The organism is Devosia nitrariae (assembly GCF_030160115.1).
GTDB lineage: Bacteria > Pseudomonadota > Alphaproteobacteria > Rhizobiales > Devosiaceae > Devosia > Devosia nitrariae.
The window spans coordinates 256,901-270,743 of sequence record NZ_BSNS01000020.1; the positions used below are offsets into that span (position 1 = coordinate 256,901).

Sequence of the window (13,843 nt, forward strand, 5' to 3'; positions counted from 1 at the left end):
GGCAGACCTCAGCGGATGAACTGGTCGACATAGTCGCTGCCCAGCCCGACCTTCTCGTAGTGGGCACGGCACATGTCGATCTTGGTGAACACGTCCTCATAGCCGACGTGCTTGTTGTTCTCGTCGAGGTAGAACATGGAGCCGGTGATGTTGAAGAAGGTGATCATCTCGCTGCAGTCGTCGGGCACCGTGAGCGTATGGATTTCGCCGGGCGGCTCAAAAACATACGAGCCGGTATCGGCGACCCAGTCGTGCTCCAGATAGTGCCACTTGCCCTTGATGACATAGCCATGCACCGGGTTCGGGTGCAGATGCCGCGACAGGATGCCCGAGCGGCGCACGCGCAGGAGGTTGCACCATTGCCCCTGCAAGGTGTTGAGCATGAGTGGGCGGAACCAGACCTTGTCCGCCTGCGGGACCCACACGCGTTCGTCCTCCGGCTCGGCTGTGACGGCGATCTCACGCGGAGCCAGCCGGTGGGCCGAGCCGTTCATGTCCTTGTACACGTTGGTTCTCCCAAACTGGACGCCCTCCAAACCCCGACGGGCCGCTATAACGTGCGCGTTGCTACCTTCGGATCGCGATACGGGAGCGGAGGGTACTGCAGCCCGCGCTGACCGGAAAGTCCCCGATTGGGGCGTGCGGTGACCTCCACAGCAGGGGTTCCGACAATCTTGCCGTTCGCAAGGTACGCCAAATCGGATCCATAGAGCTTGCCGGCGAGGATCCGGCCGAGGGCCTGCAGGCGGTCTTGGTGATCCGGTACGTCGGCGAGGTCGCGTGTCTCGCGCGGGTCGGCATCGAGGTCGAACAGCTGGAAACGGTCGCCGACCGGATACCAGATCAGCTTGAAGCGTCCGTCGTGCACCATGCGCGTCGCTTCGAGACCCTCTGAGCACTCAACATAAAAGATGTCCCGGCGCTCGGCGCCCACCATTGAGATGCCAGTGGAGCTGGGCGGGGCCGCGATGCCGCAAAGATCGAACAGGGTGGCCATGACGTCCTGAAGTCCGCAGAGCCGGTCGTCCACGGCGCCCGGCGCCACGCGGTCGGCATCGGAAGCGGCCCCGAGCAGGATCATCGGGATATTGGCCGACGCTTCGTACATCAGTCGCTTGGCATAAAGACCGTGGTCGCCCAGCATATCACCATGGTCGCTGGTGAAGAGGATAACAGTGTCGTTGAGGATGCCTTCCTCGCGCAGTGTGCCGATAATGAGGCGCAATTGGTGGTCGATATGGGTGCAAAGTGCATAGTAGGCTCGCCGCATGTCAGCCATCTGCTCGCGTGGCAGGTTAGGCCAATAGAGGCGTACGCTCTGCAGTGCTGGAGGCAGGGCCTCGAAATTCTCGGCCCACTCGCCCGTCACCGGTTCGTCGACAGGACGGCGCGCATAGCGGTCGAAATAGCTTTGAAGCGGCACCAGTGGCGGATGCGGAGCGGTGAACGACACATACCAGAATCCCGGCCGTGTCGGGTCTCGCCGTTTGATCGCCCGCGCCGCACTCGTGGCGATCCAGTTGGTCGGATGCAGCTCCTCGGGCAGATGCCAGGGTCGCCAGCCATACTCGTTATTGCCCATGCCGTGCAGGAATTGTTCTCCGGCATGGCCGCGTTCGGCGAGGAACGCTTCGTAGTCGTCGACGCACCCGTCGAGCTGGCGACCCTCTTCGGCAAGGATCACATCGTCGAACCCGATGCGGTCGCGCTGCGGGTAGACATGGAGCTTGCCGATGGCGGTCGCCTGATAGCCCGCCGCGCGGAAGGTGTCGGCAAGCGTTGGCAGGTCGGGCATCCGCAGCGTGCCCTGGGCGGTGCGGTCACCATGGGTGCGCGGGTCGGTTCCCGTCATCAGGCTCCGCCGCGCCGGTACGCAAACAGGTGTTTCCGAATACGCGTTGACGTAACGCGTCCCAGCGCGCGCCAAGGCGTCGAGCGTCGGGGTCTCGATGACAGGGTGGCCCGCCGCCCCCATGAGGCGGGCGGGCCACTCGTCGACGGTCACGAGAAGAACGTTCTTCCTGGGTTCAGTCACGATACGTCCTGAGATTAACTGCGGGCAAGGATATCGGCAGCGCCTTGTACCAGCGCCGAGCCGCTATCCTGGGGCGAACGCACGCCGAAAGCCACTTCCTGGGCAGCTTGGTGCAACAGGTCGGTGATCTCGCCAGCGCCCGGCGGCGATTGCGGGGGCAGGGGCCCGACCACGTCGGAAATGGCCGCGATGTATTCGACCGAGGCGCGCTCAGCCGCGCTGATAGACGAGGCGATGGCCTGCTGGATCGTCGGCGCCACGGGTATGCCCCTCTCAGCCCCGAGGACCTTGGCCGCTTCCAGGTCCTGGGTGAAGAAGGCGAGGAAGCTAACCGCCTGCTCGGGGTCGGGGGTCGCTGCCGAGATGCTGACGCGGGTGGCTGGGCGCAGGTAATGGCCGGGCGCGGCATCGGAGGCGATTAGGGGATAAGCGGCGAGTTCGATCGTTTCCGGTGTCAGGTTGCGGATGGGGCCGATCGCGTTGGCAAGCCCGAAATTGCAGGCGGCGTAACCCTGGATCAGCATGCTTGTCTCGATGGTGCCCTGATCGCTCGCCTGCATTTCGCCGGTCACGCACGCGCCGCTCTTGCGCATCTCGTCCCAGAGCGCGAACCAATCGGCAGCGTCGGTCTCGTCGAACGCGAGCTCGCCATCGGCGGTATAGAGCGCGCGTCCCCGCTGGCGGAGGAAATTCTCGAAGGGCACCTCGATGCCACTGGCATCCGACGTTCCGTAGAAATTGTCTCGCGGGGTCGCTTCCTTGAGCCGGACGCAGGCTTCGGCAAAGTCTTCGTAGGTCGTGCCGAGCGCCGGTGGTTCGATGCCTACTTCCGCCCAGGCGTCGGAATTGATGTGGAGGGCAGCGCAGTTGACGCCGAAGCTGATGCCGTACAGCTGACCGTTGACGCGATTGGCGTCGACCTGCTCAGTCGGGATCTCGCTGAGGTCGAGGAGATTGCCGAGATAGTCGTCGAGCGGCAGCAGTGCACCGCGGTCGGCATATTCGGCGATATAGCGGAAGTCCATCTGGATGATATCGGGCGGATTGCCGCCGACGACCTGAGTGGCAAGCCGCGTCCAGAAATCACTGAAGGGGGCGGTTTCGCCATCTACAGTGACGCCCGGATTGGCCGCCTCATAAAGGTCGATGACCCTGTGCGTGCGGTCCGACCGGTCCTGGTTGCCCCACCAGAAGAAGCGAAGTCGCGTTTCCTGGGCGAAGGCGAGGCGCGATGCCAGTGGAGCGGCGAGAACTCCGCCGAGGGCACCCTTGAGCAGTGTGCGGCGATTGAGATGATGGGTCATTGTTGTTTCCTCCTCTTTGGTCGTCTGCCAGCGGTTGGTCAGGCGCTCTCCCTTGCGATGACCGACCATGGAATCTCGAATGTCTGGGCGCGTCCGTCGGTCTTGCCTTCGATCTCATCGAGCAGGTGGTCGACGGCCGTTGCCAGCGAAGGACGCCGCGGCCCGATGGTGGTGAGCTGCGGGAAGCAGTGCCGGCCCTCTTCAGCGTTGCCCGAGCCGGCGATGGCGACGTCTTCCGGCACGCGGATTCCGCGGCGGTGGAGGGCCTGAATGATGGCGACGGCGCTGAAGTCCGACTGCACCAGCAGTGCGTCGGGGCGCTGCTCCCGGGTGAGGAGGATCAAGGCCGCGTCGACCGCGCTGTCGCGCGTTTCGGCCCCTGTGACGACCGGCGCTGCCGCTAGTCCCTTGGATGACAGGAAGCTTTGCAGGGTCTCGGACCGGTGCGCATCATCCGATTGCCCGTGCCGGATATAGGCGAAACTGCGCCGGCCGCTCTCGTGGAGCCGCTCGAGCATCGCCTTGAAAGCAGGCAGGCGCGCCTGTCGCACCGTCGAGAACGTATCCGGCTCCATGGTCGGATGCAGCAGCAGGGCTGCTTTCTGGGCTCTCGCCACCGGCTCGAAGAGTTCGGAAATCTGGTGTGCGCTGAACTGCTCGACCTCGGCGACGATGCCGTCGGCAAGCCCCGCCTCGACGTCGAGCACGAGCTGGCGACACATGTCGTAGCTGCGGCCGACCACCACGACCGAAGTATACCCGCGCTGCCGGACGGCCGCCTCGACGTCTTGTGCGATGTTGTCGGCAAACGGAATGCCGATTTGGGGCAGGAGCACGCAGATGCGCTTGGTGCGGCGCAACCGTAATTGGCGTGCGATCTGGTTCTGCACGTAGCCCAGTTCCGTCACGGCCTGCGCAATGCGCTCGCGCGTCTCAGCGCTGATGCGCTGATCCTGCCTGCCGCTCAGCACATAGGAAACCGTCGCCGCCGACACATTCGCGCGGCGAGCCACGTCGGCAATCGTAGGAGGTCGAAAGGGGACGATCATCAACTACCGGAGCGCACTTAAACGTTTAAGTAAGACGACGCTAATACCGATCCCGCTGGGCGTCAACGAATCATCGGCTCAGAGCGTGTCCTGGATGTAGGTGGCTTTCAGGTAGAATTCCTTCGGCCGCTGGATGTGATTGCGCACGATTCCGGCAAGCCGATCGCCTTGACCCTTGGCGATCGCGTCGATCATGTCGAAATGCTCAGCGATGGCGATCTCGCGCAGTTCCTCGTTGGGAAAGGCGCGCGTGCGGATGGGGTGGGTGGCGAAGGTATAGTGGATAATGGCTTCGGCTAATTGCTGATTGCCGGCAGCCCTGTAAAGCACTTCGTGAAAGCTGTTGTTGAGCGAGAACACTTCACCGAAACGCTGCTCGCGCGATGCGGCGCGGTGACGAGTGGCGATGTCAGTCAATTGCGCGACCAACTCCGGGTCGGCCGGTCGGTCGAAATGGGTCGCCGCGCGCGTCTCCAGGCATTCGCGGATCTCGTAAAGTTCCTCAATCTCGGGGATTGAATAGTCGCGCACTTGTACGCCCTTATTGGGCTGGCGCACGACGAGGCCCATCCGCTCCAGTTCGTCGAACGCGCGCCGCACGGCGTGGCGAGTCGCACCTGCGCGTTCGATGATCTCGTCCTCGACCAGCCTTTCGCGCGGACGTAACTGGCCGGCGATGATCTGCCTTTGCAGCTCCCGATAAACGGCATCCCAGCTTTTCGTCTGGTCCGACAATGATTTGGCTACCCGCATCAAGGTTCCGAATCCCGCTTCTTTGCGCATCAACACTAGCCATGTTTCCTCAACCTCACAATCATCGTTGACATTATCGATAATAATAACGATGATTATACCGACGAGGGAGGAATTGCGTGTATCGGATTGGTAGTGGCGCCGGCTTTTCCGGCGATCGCATCGATGCACCTCAGTCCGTCGTGGCCGCCATGGCTGCAGCGGGTGAGGGCGGTGCCATCATTTTCGAGACCCTCGGCGAGCGCACGCTGGCGCTGGGACAGATCGCCAAGAAGCAGGATCCACAACGTGGATATGAACCACTGCTCGAGGACCTGCTCGAGCCGATCCTTGCTCAATGCATTGCCGACGGTATCGTCATCGTGGGCAATTTCGGCGCCGCCAACCCTCCGGCCGCCGCCGCGTCCATTCAGGCCCTTGCCTGCCGCCTGGGCCACGATGAGCCGCGCATTGCCGTGGTCGGCGGCGACGACCTCCTCGGACGGATCGATCTGTCGCAGACCGAGCGCTGGGATGGCGACGGGCGCGTGGCGGATTTCGACGGCGATGTGATTGCCATCAACGCCTATCTCGGCGCCGCCGCCATTGCCGATGCCATTCGAGCCGGAGCCCAGATCGTGGTGACCGGGCGCGTAGCGGATCCGGCACTCGCCCTTGGACCGCTCGTTGCCCATTTCGGCTGGTCTTGGGACGACCTGGATCGCATCGCCGCCGGCACCCTGGTGGGCCATCTGCTCGAATGCGGCTCGCAGGTCTCCGGGGGGTTCTTTGCCGATCCCGGCGTCAAGGACGTTCCCGACACCGCAAATATCGGCTTTCCGATCGCCGAGGTCGAAGCAGACGGCAGCTTCGTCGTCACCAAGGCCGAGGGTACCGGCGGGCTCGTCGACCTGCGCACCGTCAAGGAGCAGCTGCTTTATGAGGTGCACGATCCCGCTGCCTATCTGACTCCCGACGTGACCCTCGATATCACCAAGGTCGAGCTCGAGCAGGTCGCCCCCGATCGCGTGAGAGTCACCGGCGCCAGGGGCCATCCGGCCCCGGTGCGGCTCAAGGCCACCGTGAGCTTTTATGGCGACTGGCTGGGCGAGGCTGAGATTTCCTATGCCGGGCCCAACGCTCTGGCACGTGCACGCCTCGCCATCACCACCATCAACGAGCGTCTGCGGTTACGCGGTCTGCCGGTCCGCCACAGAGCCGACGTCATTGGCACGGTCAGCGCCTTCGACTCCGATGACGGCGCGCTGCTGGCGGACTTCGATGGCGCGACAGCCGGCGACTATCGCGTCCGCTTCGCCTTCGGCGCGCCCTCCCAGCGCGAGGTCGAGCGGGCGGTGCAGGAGGTCAACGCGCTCTATTGCTGCGGCCCAGCCGGCGGTGGCGGCGTGCGCCAGAGCGTGAGGCCCCAGGTGCGAACGCTCTCCCACATGGTTCCGCGGGACCTCGTCCGATCGTCGTTCCAGTTCGCAGGAGGCGGCTCGTGAACCTGCCGGTGCGCGTCTTCAAGTTGCACGAGATCGCCCATGGTCGCTCCGGCGACAAGGGCAACCGGCTCAACGTCAACGTCATCGCCTATGAGGCGCATCACTGGCCCGTGCTCCTGGCTGAGGTCACGAGCGAGCGGGTGGCTGCGCTCTTCGCCCATCGCAACGTCACCCGTGTCACGCGCTACGAGCTGCCGCGCCTCAACGCGCTCAACTTCGTCATCGAGGACGCACTCGAAGGCGGCGTCAATTCCAGCCTTGCCGTCGATACGCACGGCAAGTGCCTGTCCTATCTCGTGCTCGGGCTCGACGTCCGCGTGCCGGTCGAACCGGGGGAGGGCGCATCGCTCAAGCCCGCACTGCAATCCGCCCGCTAAGGGCGACAAGGGAGGAATAGAAATGAGAGTCAACTCAGGTTTGCGTCGCGTTCTGCTCGCCGGCTCATCGCTGGCGGTCGTCGCATCGATGCCGTCCCTGGCGCAGGAGTTTCCGCAGGGCGGCACGCTGCGCATCGGCATCTCGCAAATGGCACCATCGCCCGATCCGGTGGTCACCACCTTCGGCACCAACTGGGCGACGGCGGGTGTCGTTTGCGAGGGATTGTTCGGGCTCGATGAGACCTGGACGCCTCAGCCGATGCTCGCGGAAAGCTTCGAATACGGCGAAGACGGGACGACGCTGACCATCGTTCTGCGCGAAGGTCTCAAATTCCACTCGGGCGCCGCACTCACCTCGGCCGATGTCGTCGCTTCGCTCGAGCGCTTCCGTGAGGCCGCCGGCATCGGGGCGGCGTTCAAGGGGACGGTGGACGCCATCACCGCGCCGGACGAGCGGACGGTGGTGTTCGAGCTTGCCTCGCCCTCGCCGATCGTGCCGGGCCTGCTGGCGGGCACCCAGGCGGTCATCATGTCCTCGGCCTCGCTGGAAGGCGCCTCGCCGACAGAGGCGACCCGCGGCCTCGACTGCACCGGGCCCTACGTGCTGACCGAGTATCAGCCCGACCAGGGTGTCACCATGACCCGCTGGGAGGAGTACGCAGCCCGCAGCGAACCCACCTCCGGCGCCTCCGGCAAGAAGCATGCTTATGCCAATGAGATCGTCTTCCGCCTGATGCCCGAAGCATCGGTACGCCGCGATTCGCTGATTACCGGCGAGATCGACATCGCCAATGAACTGCCCAGCGATTTTTATGACGCACTGCAGAACGACCCGAACACCGAAGCGGTCGTCGTCCCGAACAACCAGTCGCTGACCGTGGTGTTCAACACCAAGGAGGGCGTGGCCGCTGACGTCAATCTGCGCCGGGCGATCTACTATGCCCTCGAGATGGAACCCATGATGCTGGCGTCAGTGGGCAACCCGGAGTTCTATACGCTCGATCCGAGCTGGATCCCCGATCCCAACTCCTTCTGGTACACCACCGCCGGCGTTCCGGAGGGTTTCGGCACCCCCCAACCCGACAAGGTGCGCGAATATCTCGAAGCCTCGGACTACAACGGCGAACCGATCCGTTGGCTGGTGGCATCCGAGCAGTACCAGAAGCACTACCTGACCGCGATCACCGCTTCCCAGCAGCTCGAGGAATACGGAATCACTGTCGAGATCGTGGAATCGCCCATGGCCAACTACATCCAGGCCCGAGCCGATGCCACGCAGATGGACGCTTTCTCCAGCTTCCTGCCGACCTATGTCGATCCCACCTCGATCGCCTATCTCAACGCCAGCTATCCCGGATTCTGGGAAGATCCCGAGAAACTGGACCTGATGCAGCAGATCGCAACGACGATCGATCCGGACGAGCGCAAGGCGATCTTCGAGAAGATCCATACGCTGGCCTATGACCAGTTCCCGTTCATCAAGTACGGCACGGAAGCCAACATGTACGGCATCCGCGCGGGAGTCGGAAACCCAGCCCGCGTTCCAGCCCGGGCGGGCGATTACTACAACGTCGCCCCGCCGCCGCAGGACTGACGATGAGCATCATCCAGGCGACATCTCCCGACCGCCTGCCCGGTGGTGACGAAGAATCCTTCGTCACCACCAACAAGACGGTGTGGCAGCGGCTGCTGACCAACCCCACGGCCATGACCTCCGTCGTCATGCTGGTGGTCCTCGGCTTAAGCGCAATCCTGGCGCCTGTCCTCGCGCCGGGCAATCCGCTCAAGGTGAGCCCTGCCGACCGTTTCATAGCACCCGGCGCCGAGCACTTCTTCGGGACCGACAATCTCGGCCGCGACATGTTCGACATGGTCCTGCACGGCGGGCGGACGTCGCTCTTCGTGGGGCTGGTGGTCACCGTCATTTCCATGTCCATTGCCGTTGCTTTGGGCGCCATCTCCGGATTCTACCGCCACGTGGACGTGGTGCTGATGCGGCTCGTCGATGGGCTGATGGCCTTTCCCGGCATCGTGCTGGCGACGGCCGCGGCGGGCATCCTGGGGCCATCGATGACCACAGTTATCACCGCGCTCTCGATTGTTCTGATTGCCCCTTCGCTGCGCATTGTGCGCGGGCAGGTTCTGGTGGTGCGCGAGCTGCAGATGATCGAGGCCGCCCGTTCGGTCGGCGTACCGACACTGCGCCTCTTCACGCGCTATATCCTGCCGGCCGTCAGCTCGCCGATCCTGGTGCAGGCCTCCTTCATCTTCTCGGCGGCTGTGCTGGGTGAAGCCGGTCTCAGCTTCATCGGCGTCGGCATTGGTCCCAAGGAACTGAGCTGGGGCAATGCGCTCACCGAAGCGCGCAACTATATCGCCCAGGCGCCGTGGATCGTGCTGTTTCCCGGCCTTGCGCTGATGCTGACCATTCTGGCCCTCAACCTTCTGGGCGACAGCCTGCGCGATATCCTCGACCCGCGCCTGGCACGGAGGCGCTGACATGCTGCGCTATCTTGGAAAGCGGTTCCTCCTGATCCTGCCCACGATCTTCGTGCCGCTTATCCTGGTCTTTCTCCTGCTGCGCCTTTCGCCCGGCGATCCGGCCGGCATGATGCTGGGCGACCAGGCGACCGCCGAGCAGATCGCCGCGCTGCGGTCTCAACTCGGTCTCGACCAGCCTATCTGGATCCAGTTCCTGCTCTGGCTCAAGGGCATCGTCACGCTCGATCTGGGCAACTCGATCTTCTTCCGCGAGCCGGTCATGCAGATCATCCCGCGCTATGCGGGCGTTACGATCCTGCTCACCCTGGTGGCGCTGACCCTCGCGGTCATCATCGGCATCACGCTGGGCCTCGTTACGGCGATGAACCGCAATAAGCCGATCGATCGAGGCGTGGTCACCACCGCCGTGCTCGGCATCTCGCTGCCCGAGTTCTGGTTTGCTCTGCTGCTGATCTTCATCTTCGCTGTAACCCTGCGCTGGTTCCCGGTCGCCGGCTACAACCCGCCGTCGGCCGGCATCGTAGCCTTTGGCGCGACCATCTTCCTGCCGGCCCTGGCGCTCGGTGTGCGCCAATCGGCACTGATGACCCGCATGATGCGCTCTTCCATGCTCGACGTGCTCAACGAGCCCTACATCACCACCGCCCGCGCCCAGGGCCTGCCCGAGAGCACCGTCATCGGCCGCTACGCAATGCGCACCGCCGCCATGCCGGTGGTGACCGTGGCGGGTCTCTCGGCCGGCTACATGCTGGGCGGTGCTGTCGCCATCGAGATCATTTTCGCCCTGCCGGGCCTCGGGCGCATGCTGGTCGAAGCGGTCGGCCGGCGCGACTATCCGCTCGTCGAAGGCGGGGTGCTCACCATCTCGCTGGTGCTGGCCGTGCTCAACCTCGCCATCGACGTGATCTACGCCATTCTCGACCCCCGGATACGCTACCAATGACCGCGCACATCGCATCGCTGCCGGCCGACCGGGCGTCGCCCGCCCTCGATACCAGGATCGTGCTGGAGGTTGAGGGGCTGAGCCTCTCCTTGCGCAATGCAGACGGCCTGCTGCCCATCGTCACCGACGTTTCCTTTGCCATCCGGCAAGGCGAGGCGGTCGCGCTGGTCGGCGAGAGCGGCTGCGGCAAGTCCATCACCGCCAGCGCCATTATGGGCATCGCCCCGGACAATGCCGAGATCGGCGGCACCATCACCCTCAACGGCCAAGCCATTTCCGGCCTGTCGCCAAGGGCGCGACGCAAGCTCTGCGGCCGGCACATGGGGTTCATCTTTCAGGAGCCGATGACGGCGCTGCATCCAACGCTCAGCATCGGGCGGCAGATGACGGATACGCTGAGGCACAATCTGGGGCTCAGCCATGCCGAAGCGACGAGCCGGGCGGCGCAACTGCTCGACCGCGTCGGCATTCCCCGAGCCCGCGACATCCTCAAGGGCTACGTGCACGAACTCTCGGGCGGCATGCGCCAGCGCGTGATGATCGCGCTCGCAATCTCCTGTGGGCCGTCGCTCGTCATCGCCGACGAGCCGACCACCGCCCTCGATGTCACAATCCAGGCTCAGGTTCTCGACCTCCTCGACGACATGCGCCGCGAGCTCGACCTCGCAATGCTGTTCATCACTCATGACCTCGAAGTGGTGGGGGATTTCTGCGACCGCGCCGTGGTTATGTATGCCGGCGACGTGGTCGAACGCGGTCTCAGCGCCGATATCGTGCGCAGCCCCGCTCACCCTTATGCCCGCGGACTGATCGATGCCGTACCGGACCACGACGATGGCCGCACGCGGCTGACGCCCATTCTTGGCACAGTGCCGCCGGTCGGCCAGTGGCCGCCAGGTTGCCGTTTTGCTCCGCGCTGCAACCGGGTCGATGCGCAATGTCGCACACGCCCGGCCCTCGAGCTTCACGGCAGTACGGAAGCGCGCTGCTGGCATCCACTGGAGCCATCTGCATGACCAGCGAACCGATGCTCGCCGTTTCCGGCCTTTCCAAGTCGTTCAAGGCCGTCAAAGCGGTTCGAGACGTGACCTTCTCAATCCCGCGCGGCAAGACGTTCGGGCTTGTCGGCGAGTCGGGCTCGGGCAAGTCAACGACTGCGCGCCTGGTGCTGCGGCTCGTCGAGCCCACCGACGGCACCATCCGCTTCCGTGGCCGCGATCTGGCGGGGCTCTCGCCCGGGGATCTGCGCCGCGAGCGGCGGCATATGCAGATGATCTTCCAGGACCCCTTCGGCTCGCTCAATCCGCGCATGAGCATCCGCGACACGCTGACCGAGCCGCAACTCGTCCACGGCATCGGTTCCCCCGCCGAACACCTGCGCACGGCCGAACGCCTGCTCGCCGAAATCAGCATGCCGCGCACCGCGCTCGACCGCTATCCACACGAATTCTCCGGCGGCCAGCGCCAGCGCATCGCCATCGCCCGAGCGCTCTCAACCAATCCCGAACTTATCGTCGCCGACGAACCGGTGAGCGCACTCGACGTTTCGGTGCAAGCCCAGGTGCTCAACCTCCTGCGCGACCTGCAGGACAAGCATGGCACCACAATGCTCTTCATCTCGCACGACCTGCGCGTGGTGCAGTTCATGTGCGACGAGATTGCCGTCATGTATCTCGGCGAGATCGTAGAGCAGGGGCCGCGTGAGCACATCTATGGCGCGCCCGCTCACCCCTACACCCAGGCTCTGCTCGCCTCCGCGCCAGGCAAGGGCGCCGGGAAACGCGCTCGCCTCAAGGGCGAGATACCCAGCGCCCATGCCGTGCCCAGCGGCTGCGCCTTCCGCACCCGCTGCCCGAGCGCGTTCGAACGGTGCGCAATCGAAAAGCCCCTAATGCGCGACATCGGCAACGGCCAGAAAGCTGCCTGCCACCTGCTCGATGAGGCGAAGGCGGCATGACCGGAAGCACCGTCGTCGATGCCAGCAGCCGAGAAGCGACCTATCGCGGCCTAAAGAACGATGCCGGCGCGCGCTTCCTTGGGATTCGCTATGCCGAACCGCCGATCAGACACCTGCGCTTCAAGCCGCCGGCACCCTACGAGAACCACGGCCTCGTCGATGCCTCGCGTCATCGCTTTGCACCGCCGCAGACCCTGCACCCCAGACCCGACTGGGCCCCTCGTGGCGCCGGTTTCGAGACCGGCGAGGATTGTCTCAATCTCAACGTCTACACCCCCGCTGCCGACGATGGCCGGCGGCCGGTGATCGTCCACGCATTCGGTGGCGGCTTCCAAGGTGGTTCGGCTCACGGCACCTTCCATGACGAAGCCGGCTTTGCTCGGCGCGGCAATGTAGTGCTGGTGCGCCCGAACATGCGGGTCGGGGCGTTGGGTTTCCTCCACCTGGGCGAGGTCTTCGGCCCCGACTATGCCGCCGCCAATCGCGGCATGCTCGACCTCATCGCCGCGCTGGAATGGGTCCGCGACAATATCGCTGCATTCGGCGGCGACCCCGACAACGTCACCGTGGTCGGCATGTCTTCGGGGTCATTCACCATCGCCGCGCTGTTCGGCGTCGACGGCGTAGCCGATCTTTACCGGCGCGCCTGGCTGATGAGCGGGCCGGCCAGCCGCCTCATCGCGCCGGAAACCGCAACAGCGCTGGCCGCCGATTTTCTCGATCAGGTGGGCGTGCAGCCCGGCAACGTGGAGGCATTGCAGGCGCTTGCGCTGGACGACATCCTCGCGGCGCAGGGCAAAGTGCTCGCCACGCATCTCGGCGAGCGCAATGCGCAGGGCGGGCGGCGCACCTTCGGCATCGTGCTCGACGGGGCCAGCCTGCAACGACACCCTCTCGAGGGCCTGGCCGGCGGGCAATTCCGATATCACGGATTGGTCGCGGGATGGTCTCGTGACGAAGCCCGCATGTGGTACGCGTCGGGCATGATGCCCGAGGTGGCAGACAGGCCGGCGCTGCTGGCGTCGATCGAGCGGTTCCGGCCGGAGGACGCTGAACGGCAACTGGTTAGCTTGGAGGCTGAAGAACCTGGATTATCCTACACGGCATATGAGGAAATCTTCCTGTCGCGCGCCATCTACCGCGATCCGGCACTGCGCACGCTTGCCACGCATGCCGAGAGTGGCGGTATAGGTTTCGCCTATGAGTTCCGCTGGGTTCCGAAGTTCGAAGGCGGCCGACTAGGGGCGGCTCATGGGTTCGACGAACCCTTTGTTCTCGACAGCGCCAGTCCGGAACGATTTCCGCTCGCGGACGGAGATCCGGCAGCCGCGTGCCTGGCCACGGACATGAGCGCCGCGCTCATCCGCTTCGCAGCCACGGGTGAGCCCGGCTGGCAGTCCTATGGCGCTGGGGCCTTCATCCGGCACTGGCCCTGACGC

General features: G+C 64.6%; 13 protein-coding genes. 8 read left to right on the plus strand and 5 right to left on the minus strand.

Annotated elements, in window-relative coordinates:
* Positions 1-8 precede the first annotated feature (8 nt).
* The 5 genes from QQK18_RS18470 to QQK18_RS18490 form a co-directional block, all read right to left on the minus strand.
* Positions 9-494, minus strand: coding sequence for a 2,4'-dihydroxyacetophenone dioxygenase family protein (locus QQK18_RS18470; RefSeq protein ID WP_284342059.1), 486 nt, complete (start codon positions 492-494; stop codon positions 9-11).
* Positions 495-550: 56 nt separating this feature from the next.
* A complete protein-coding gene (locus tag QQK18_RS18475) occupies positions 551-2,035 on the minus strand; it encodes a sulfatase-like hydrolase/transferase (RefSeq protein ID WP_284341839.1) in 1,485 nt (494 codons plus the stop codon).
* A 14-nt stretch (positions 2,036-2,049) separates the two neighbouring features.
* Positions 2,050-3,339, minus strand: coding sequence for an ABC transporter substrate-binding protein (locus tag QQK18_RS18480; protein WP_284341840.1), 1,290 nt, complete (start codon positions 3,337-3,339; stop codon positions 2,050-2,052).
* Positions 3,340-3,377: 38 nt separating this feature from the next.
* Entirely contained in the window at positions 3,378-4,352 is a 975-nt protein-coding gene (locus tag QQK18_RS18485; RefSeq protein ID WP_284341841.1) for a LacI family DNA-binding transcriptional regulator, read from the minus strand.
* A gap of 114 nt (positions 4,353-4,466) precedes the next feature.
* Positions 4,467-5,171, minus strand: a complete 705-nt coding sequence (locus QQK18_RS18490) for a GntR family transcriptional regulator (RefSeq protein WP_284342060.1) — start codon at positions 5,169-5,171, stop codon at positions 4,467-4,469.
* A gap of 89 nt (positions 5,172-5,260) precedes the next feature.
* Between QQK18_RS18490 and QQK18_RS18495 the strand changes: the two genes are divergently transcribed.
* From QQK18_RS18495 to QQK18_RS18530, 8 genes are read left to right on the plus strand one after another with little or no spacing between them, the layout of a single operon-like run.
* Entirely contained in the window at positions 5,261-6,625 is a 1,365-nt protein-coding gene (locus QQK18_RS18495; protein WP_284341842.1) for an acyclic terpene utilization AtuA family protein, read from the plus strand.
* Positions 6,622-7,002: an AtuA-related protein gene (locus QQK18_RS18500; RefSeq protein WP_348523239.1), complete on the plus strand. Its 381-nt coding sequence runs from the start codon at positions 6,622-6,624 to the stop codon at positions 7,000-7,002. Before QQK18_RS18495 ends, QQK18_RS18500 begins: the two co-directional genes overlap by 4 nt.
* Positions 7,003-7,024: 22 nt before the next feature.
* Positions 7,025-8,596, plus strand: coding sequence for an ABC transporter substrate-binding protein (locus QQK18_RS18505; protein ID WP_284341843.1), 1,572 nt, complete (start codon positions 7,025-7,027; stop codon positions 8,594-8,596).
* Between the two features lie 2 nt (positions 8,597-8,598).
* Positions 8,599-9,501 (plus strand): ABC transporter permease, encoded by a 903-nt coding sequence (locus QQK18_RS18510; RefSeq protein ID WP_284341844.1) that lies wholly within the window; start codon positions 8,599-8,601, stop codon positions 9,499-9,501.
* 1 nt (position 9,502) lies between these two features.
* Entirely contained in the window at positions 9,503-10,447 is a 945-nt protein-coding gene (locus QQK18_RS18515; protein ID WP_284341845.1) for an ABC transporter permease, read from the plus strand.
* The gene (locus tag QQK18_RS18520; RefSeq protein WP_284341846.1) at positions 10,444-11,463 is read left to right on the plus strand and encodes an ABC transporter ATP-binding protein; all 1,020 of its coding nucleotides are present in this window, start codon (positions 10,444-10,446) and stop codon (positions 11,461-11,463) included. The genes QQK18_RS18515 and QQK18_RS18520 overlap by 4 nt, the downstream gene beginning before the upstream one ends.
* Complete coding sequence (locus QQK18_RS18525) at positions 11,460-12,404, plus strand: ABC transporter ATP-binding protein (protein ID WP_284341847.1); 945 nt, start codon at positions 11,460-11,462, stop codon at positions 12,402-12,404. The genes QQK18_RS18520 and QQK18_RS18525 overlap by 4 nt, the downstream gene beginning before the upstream one ends.
* On the plus strand, positions 12,401-13,840 hold the full coding sequence (locus tag QQK18_RS18530; RefSeq protein WP_284341848.1) for a carboxylesterase family protein: 1,440 nt from the start codon (positions 12,401-12,403) through the stop codon (positions 13,838-13,840). Before QQK18_RS18525 ends, QQK18_RS18530 begins: the two co-directional genes overlap by 4 nt.
* Positions 13,841-13,843: the final 3 nt, after the last annotated feature.

What these genes read in the sequence shown, in the direction of transcription:
- QQK18_RS18470 (WP_284342059.1), bottom strand. Translation starts at nt 494, where the DNA reads ATGAACGGCTCGGCCCACCGGCTGGCTCCGCGTGAGATCGCCGTCACA.
- QQK18_RS18480 (WP_284341840.1), bottom strand. Translation starts at nt 3,339, where the DNA reads ATGACCCATCATCTCAATCGCCGCACACTGCTCAAGGGTGCCCTCGGC.
- QQK18_RS18490 (WP_284342060.1), bottom strand. Translation starts at nt 5,171, where the DNA reads ATGCGCAAAGAAGCGGGATTCGGAACCTTGATGCGGGTAGCCAAATCA.
- QQK18_RS18505 (WP_284341843.1), top strand. Translation starts at nt 7,025, where the DNA reads ATGAGAGTCAACTCAGGTTTGCGTCGCGTTCTGCTCGCCGGCTCATCG.
- QQK18_RS18510 (WP_284341844.1), top strand. Translation starts at nt 8,599, where the DNA reads ATGAGCATCATCCAGGCGACATCTCCCGACCGCCTGCCCGGTGGTGAC.
- QQK18_RS18515 (WP_284341845.1), top strand. Translation starts at nt 9,503, where the DNA reads ATGCTGCGCTATCTTGGAAAGCGGTTCCTCCTGATCCTGCCCACGATC.
- QQK18_RS18520 (WP_284341846.1), top strand. Translation starts at nt 10,444, where the DNA reads ATGACCGCGCACATCGCATCGCTGCCGGCCGACCGGGCGTCGCCCGCC.
- QQK18_RS18525 (WP_284341847.1), top strand. Translation starts at nt 11,460, where the DNA reads ATGACCAGCGAACCGATGCTCGCCGTTTCCGGCCTTTCCAAGTCGTTC.
- QQK18_RS18530 (WP_284341848.1), top strand. Translation starts at nt 12,401, where the DNA reads ATGACCGGAAGCACCGTCGTCGATGCCAGCAGCCGAGAAGCGACCTAT.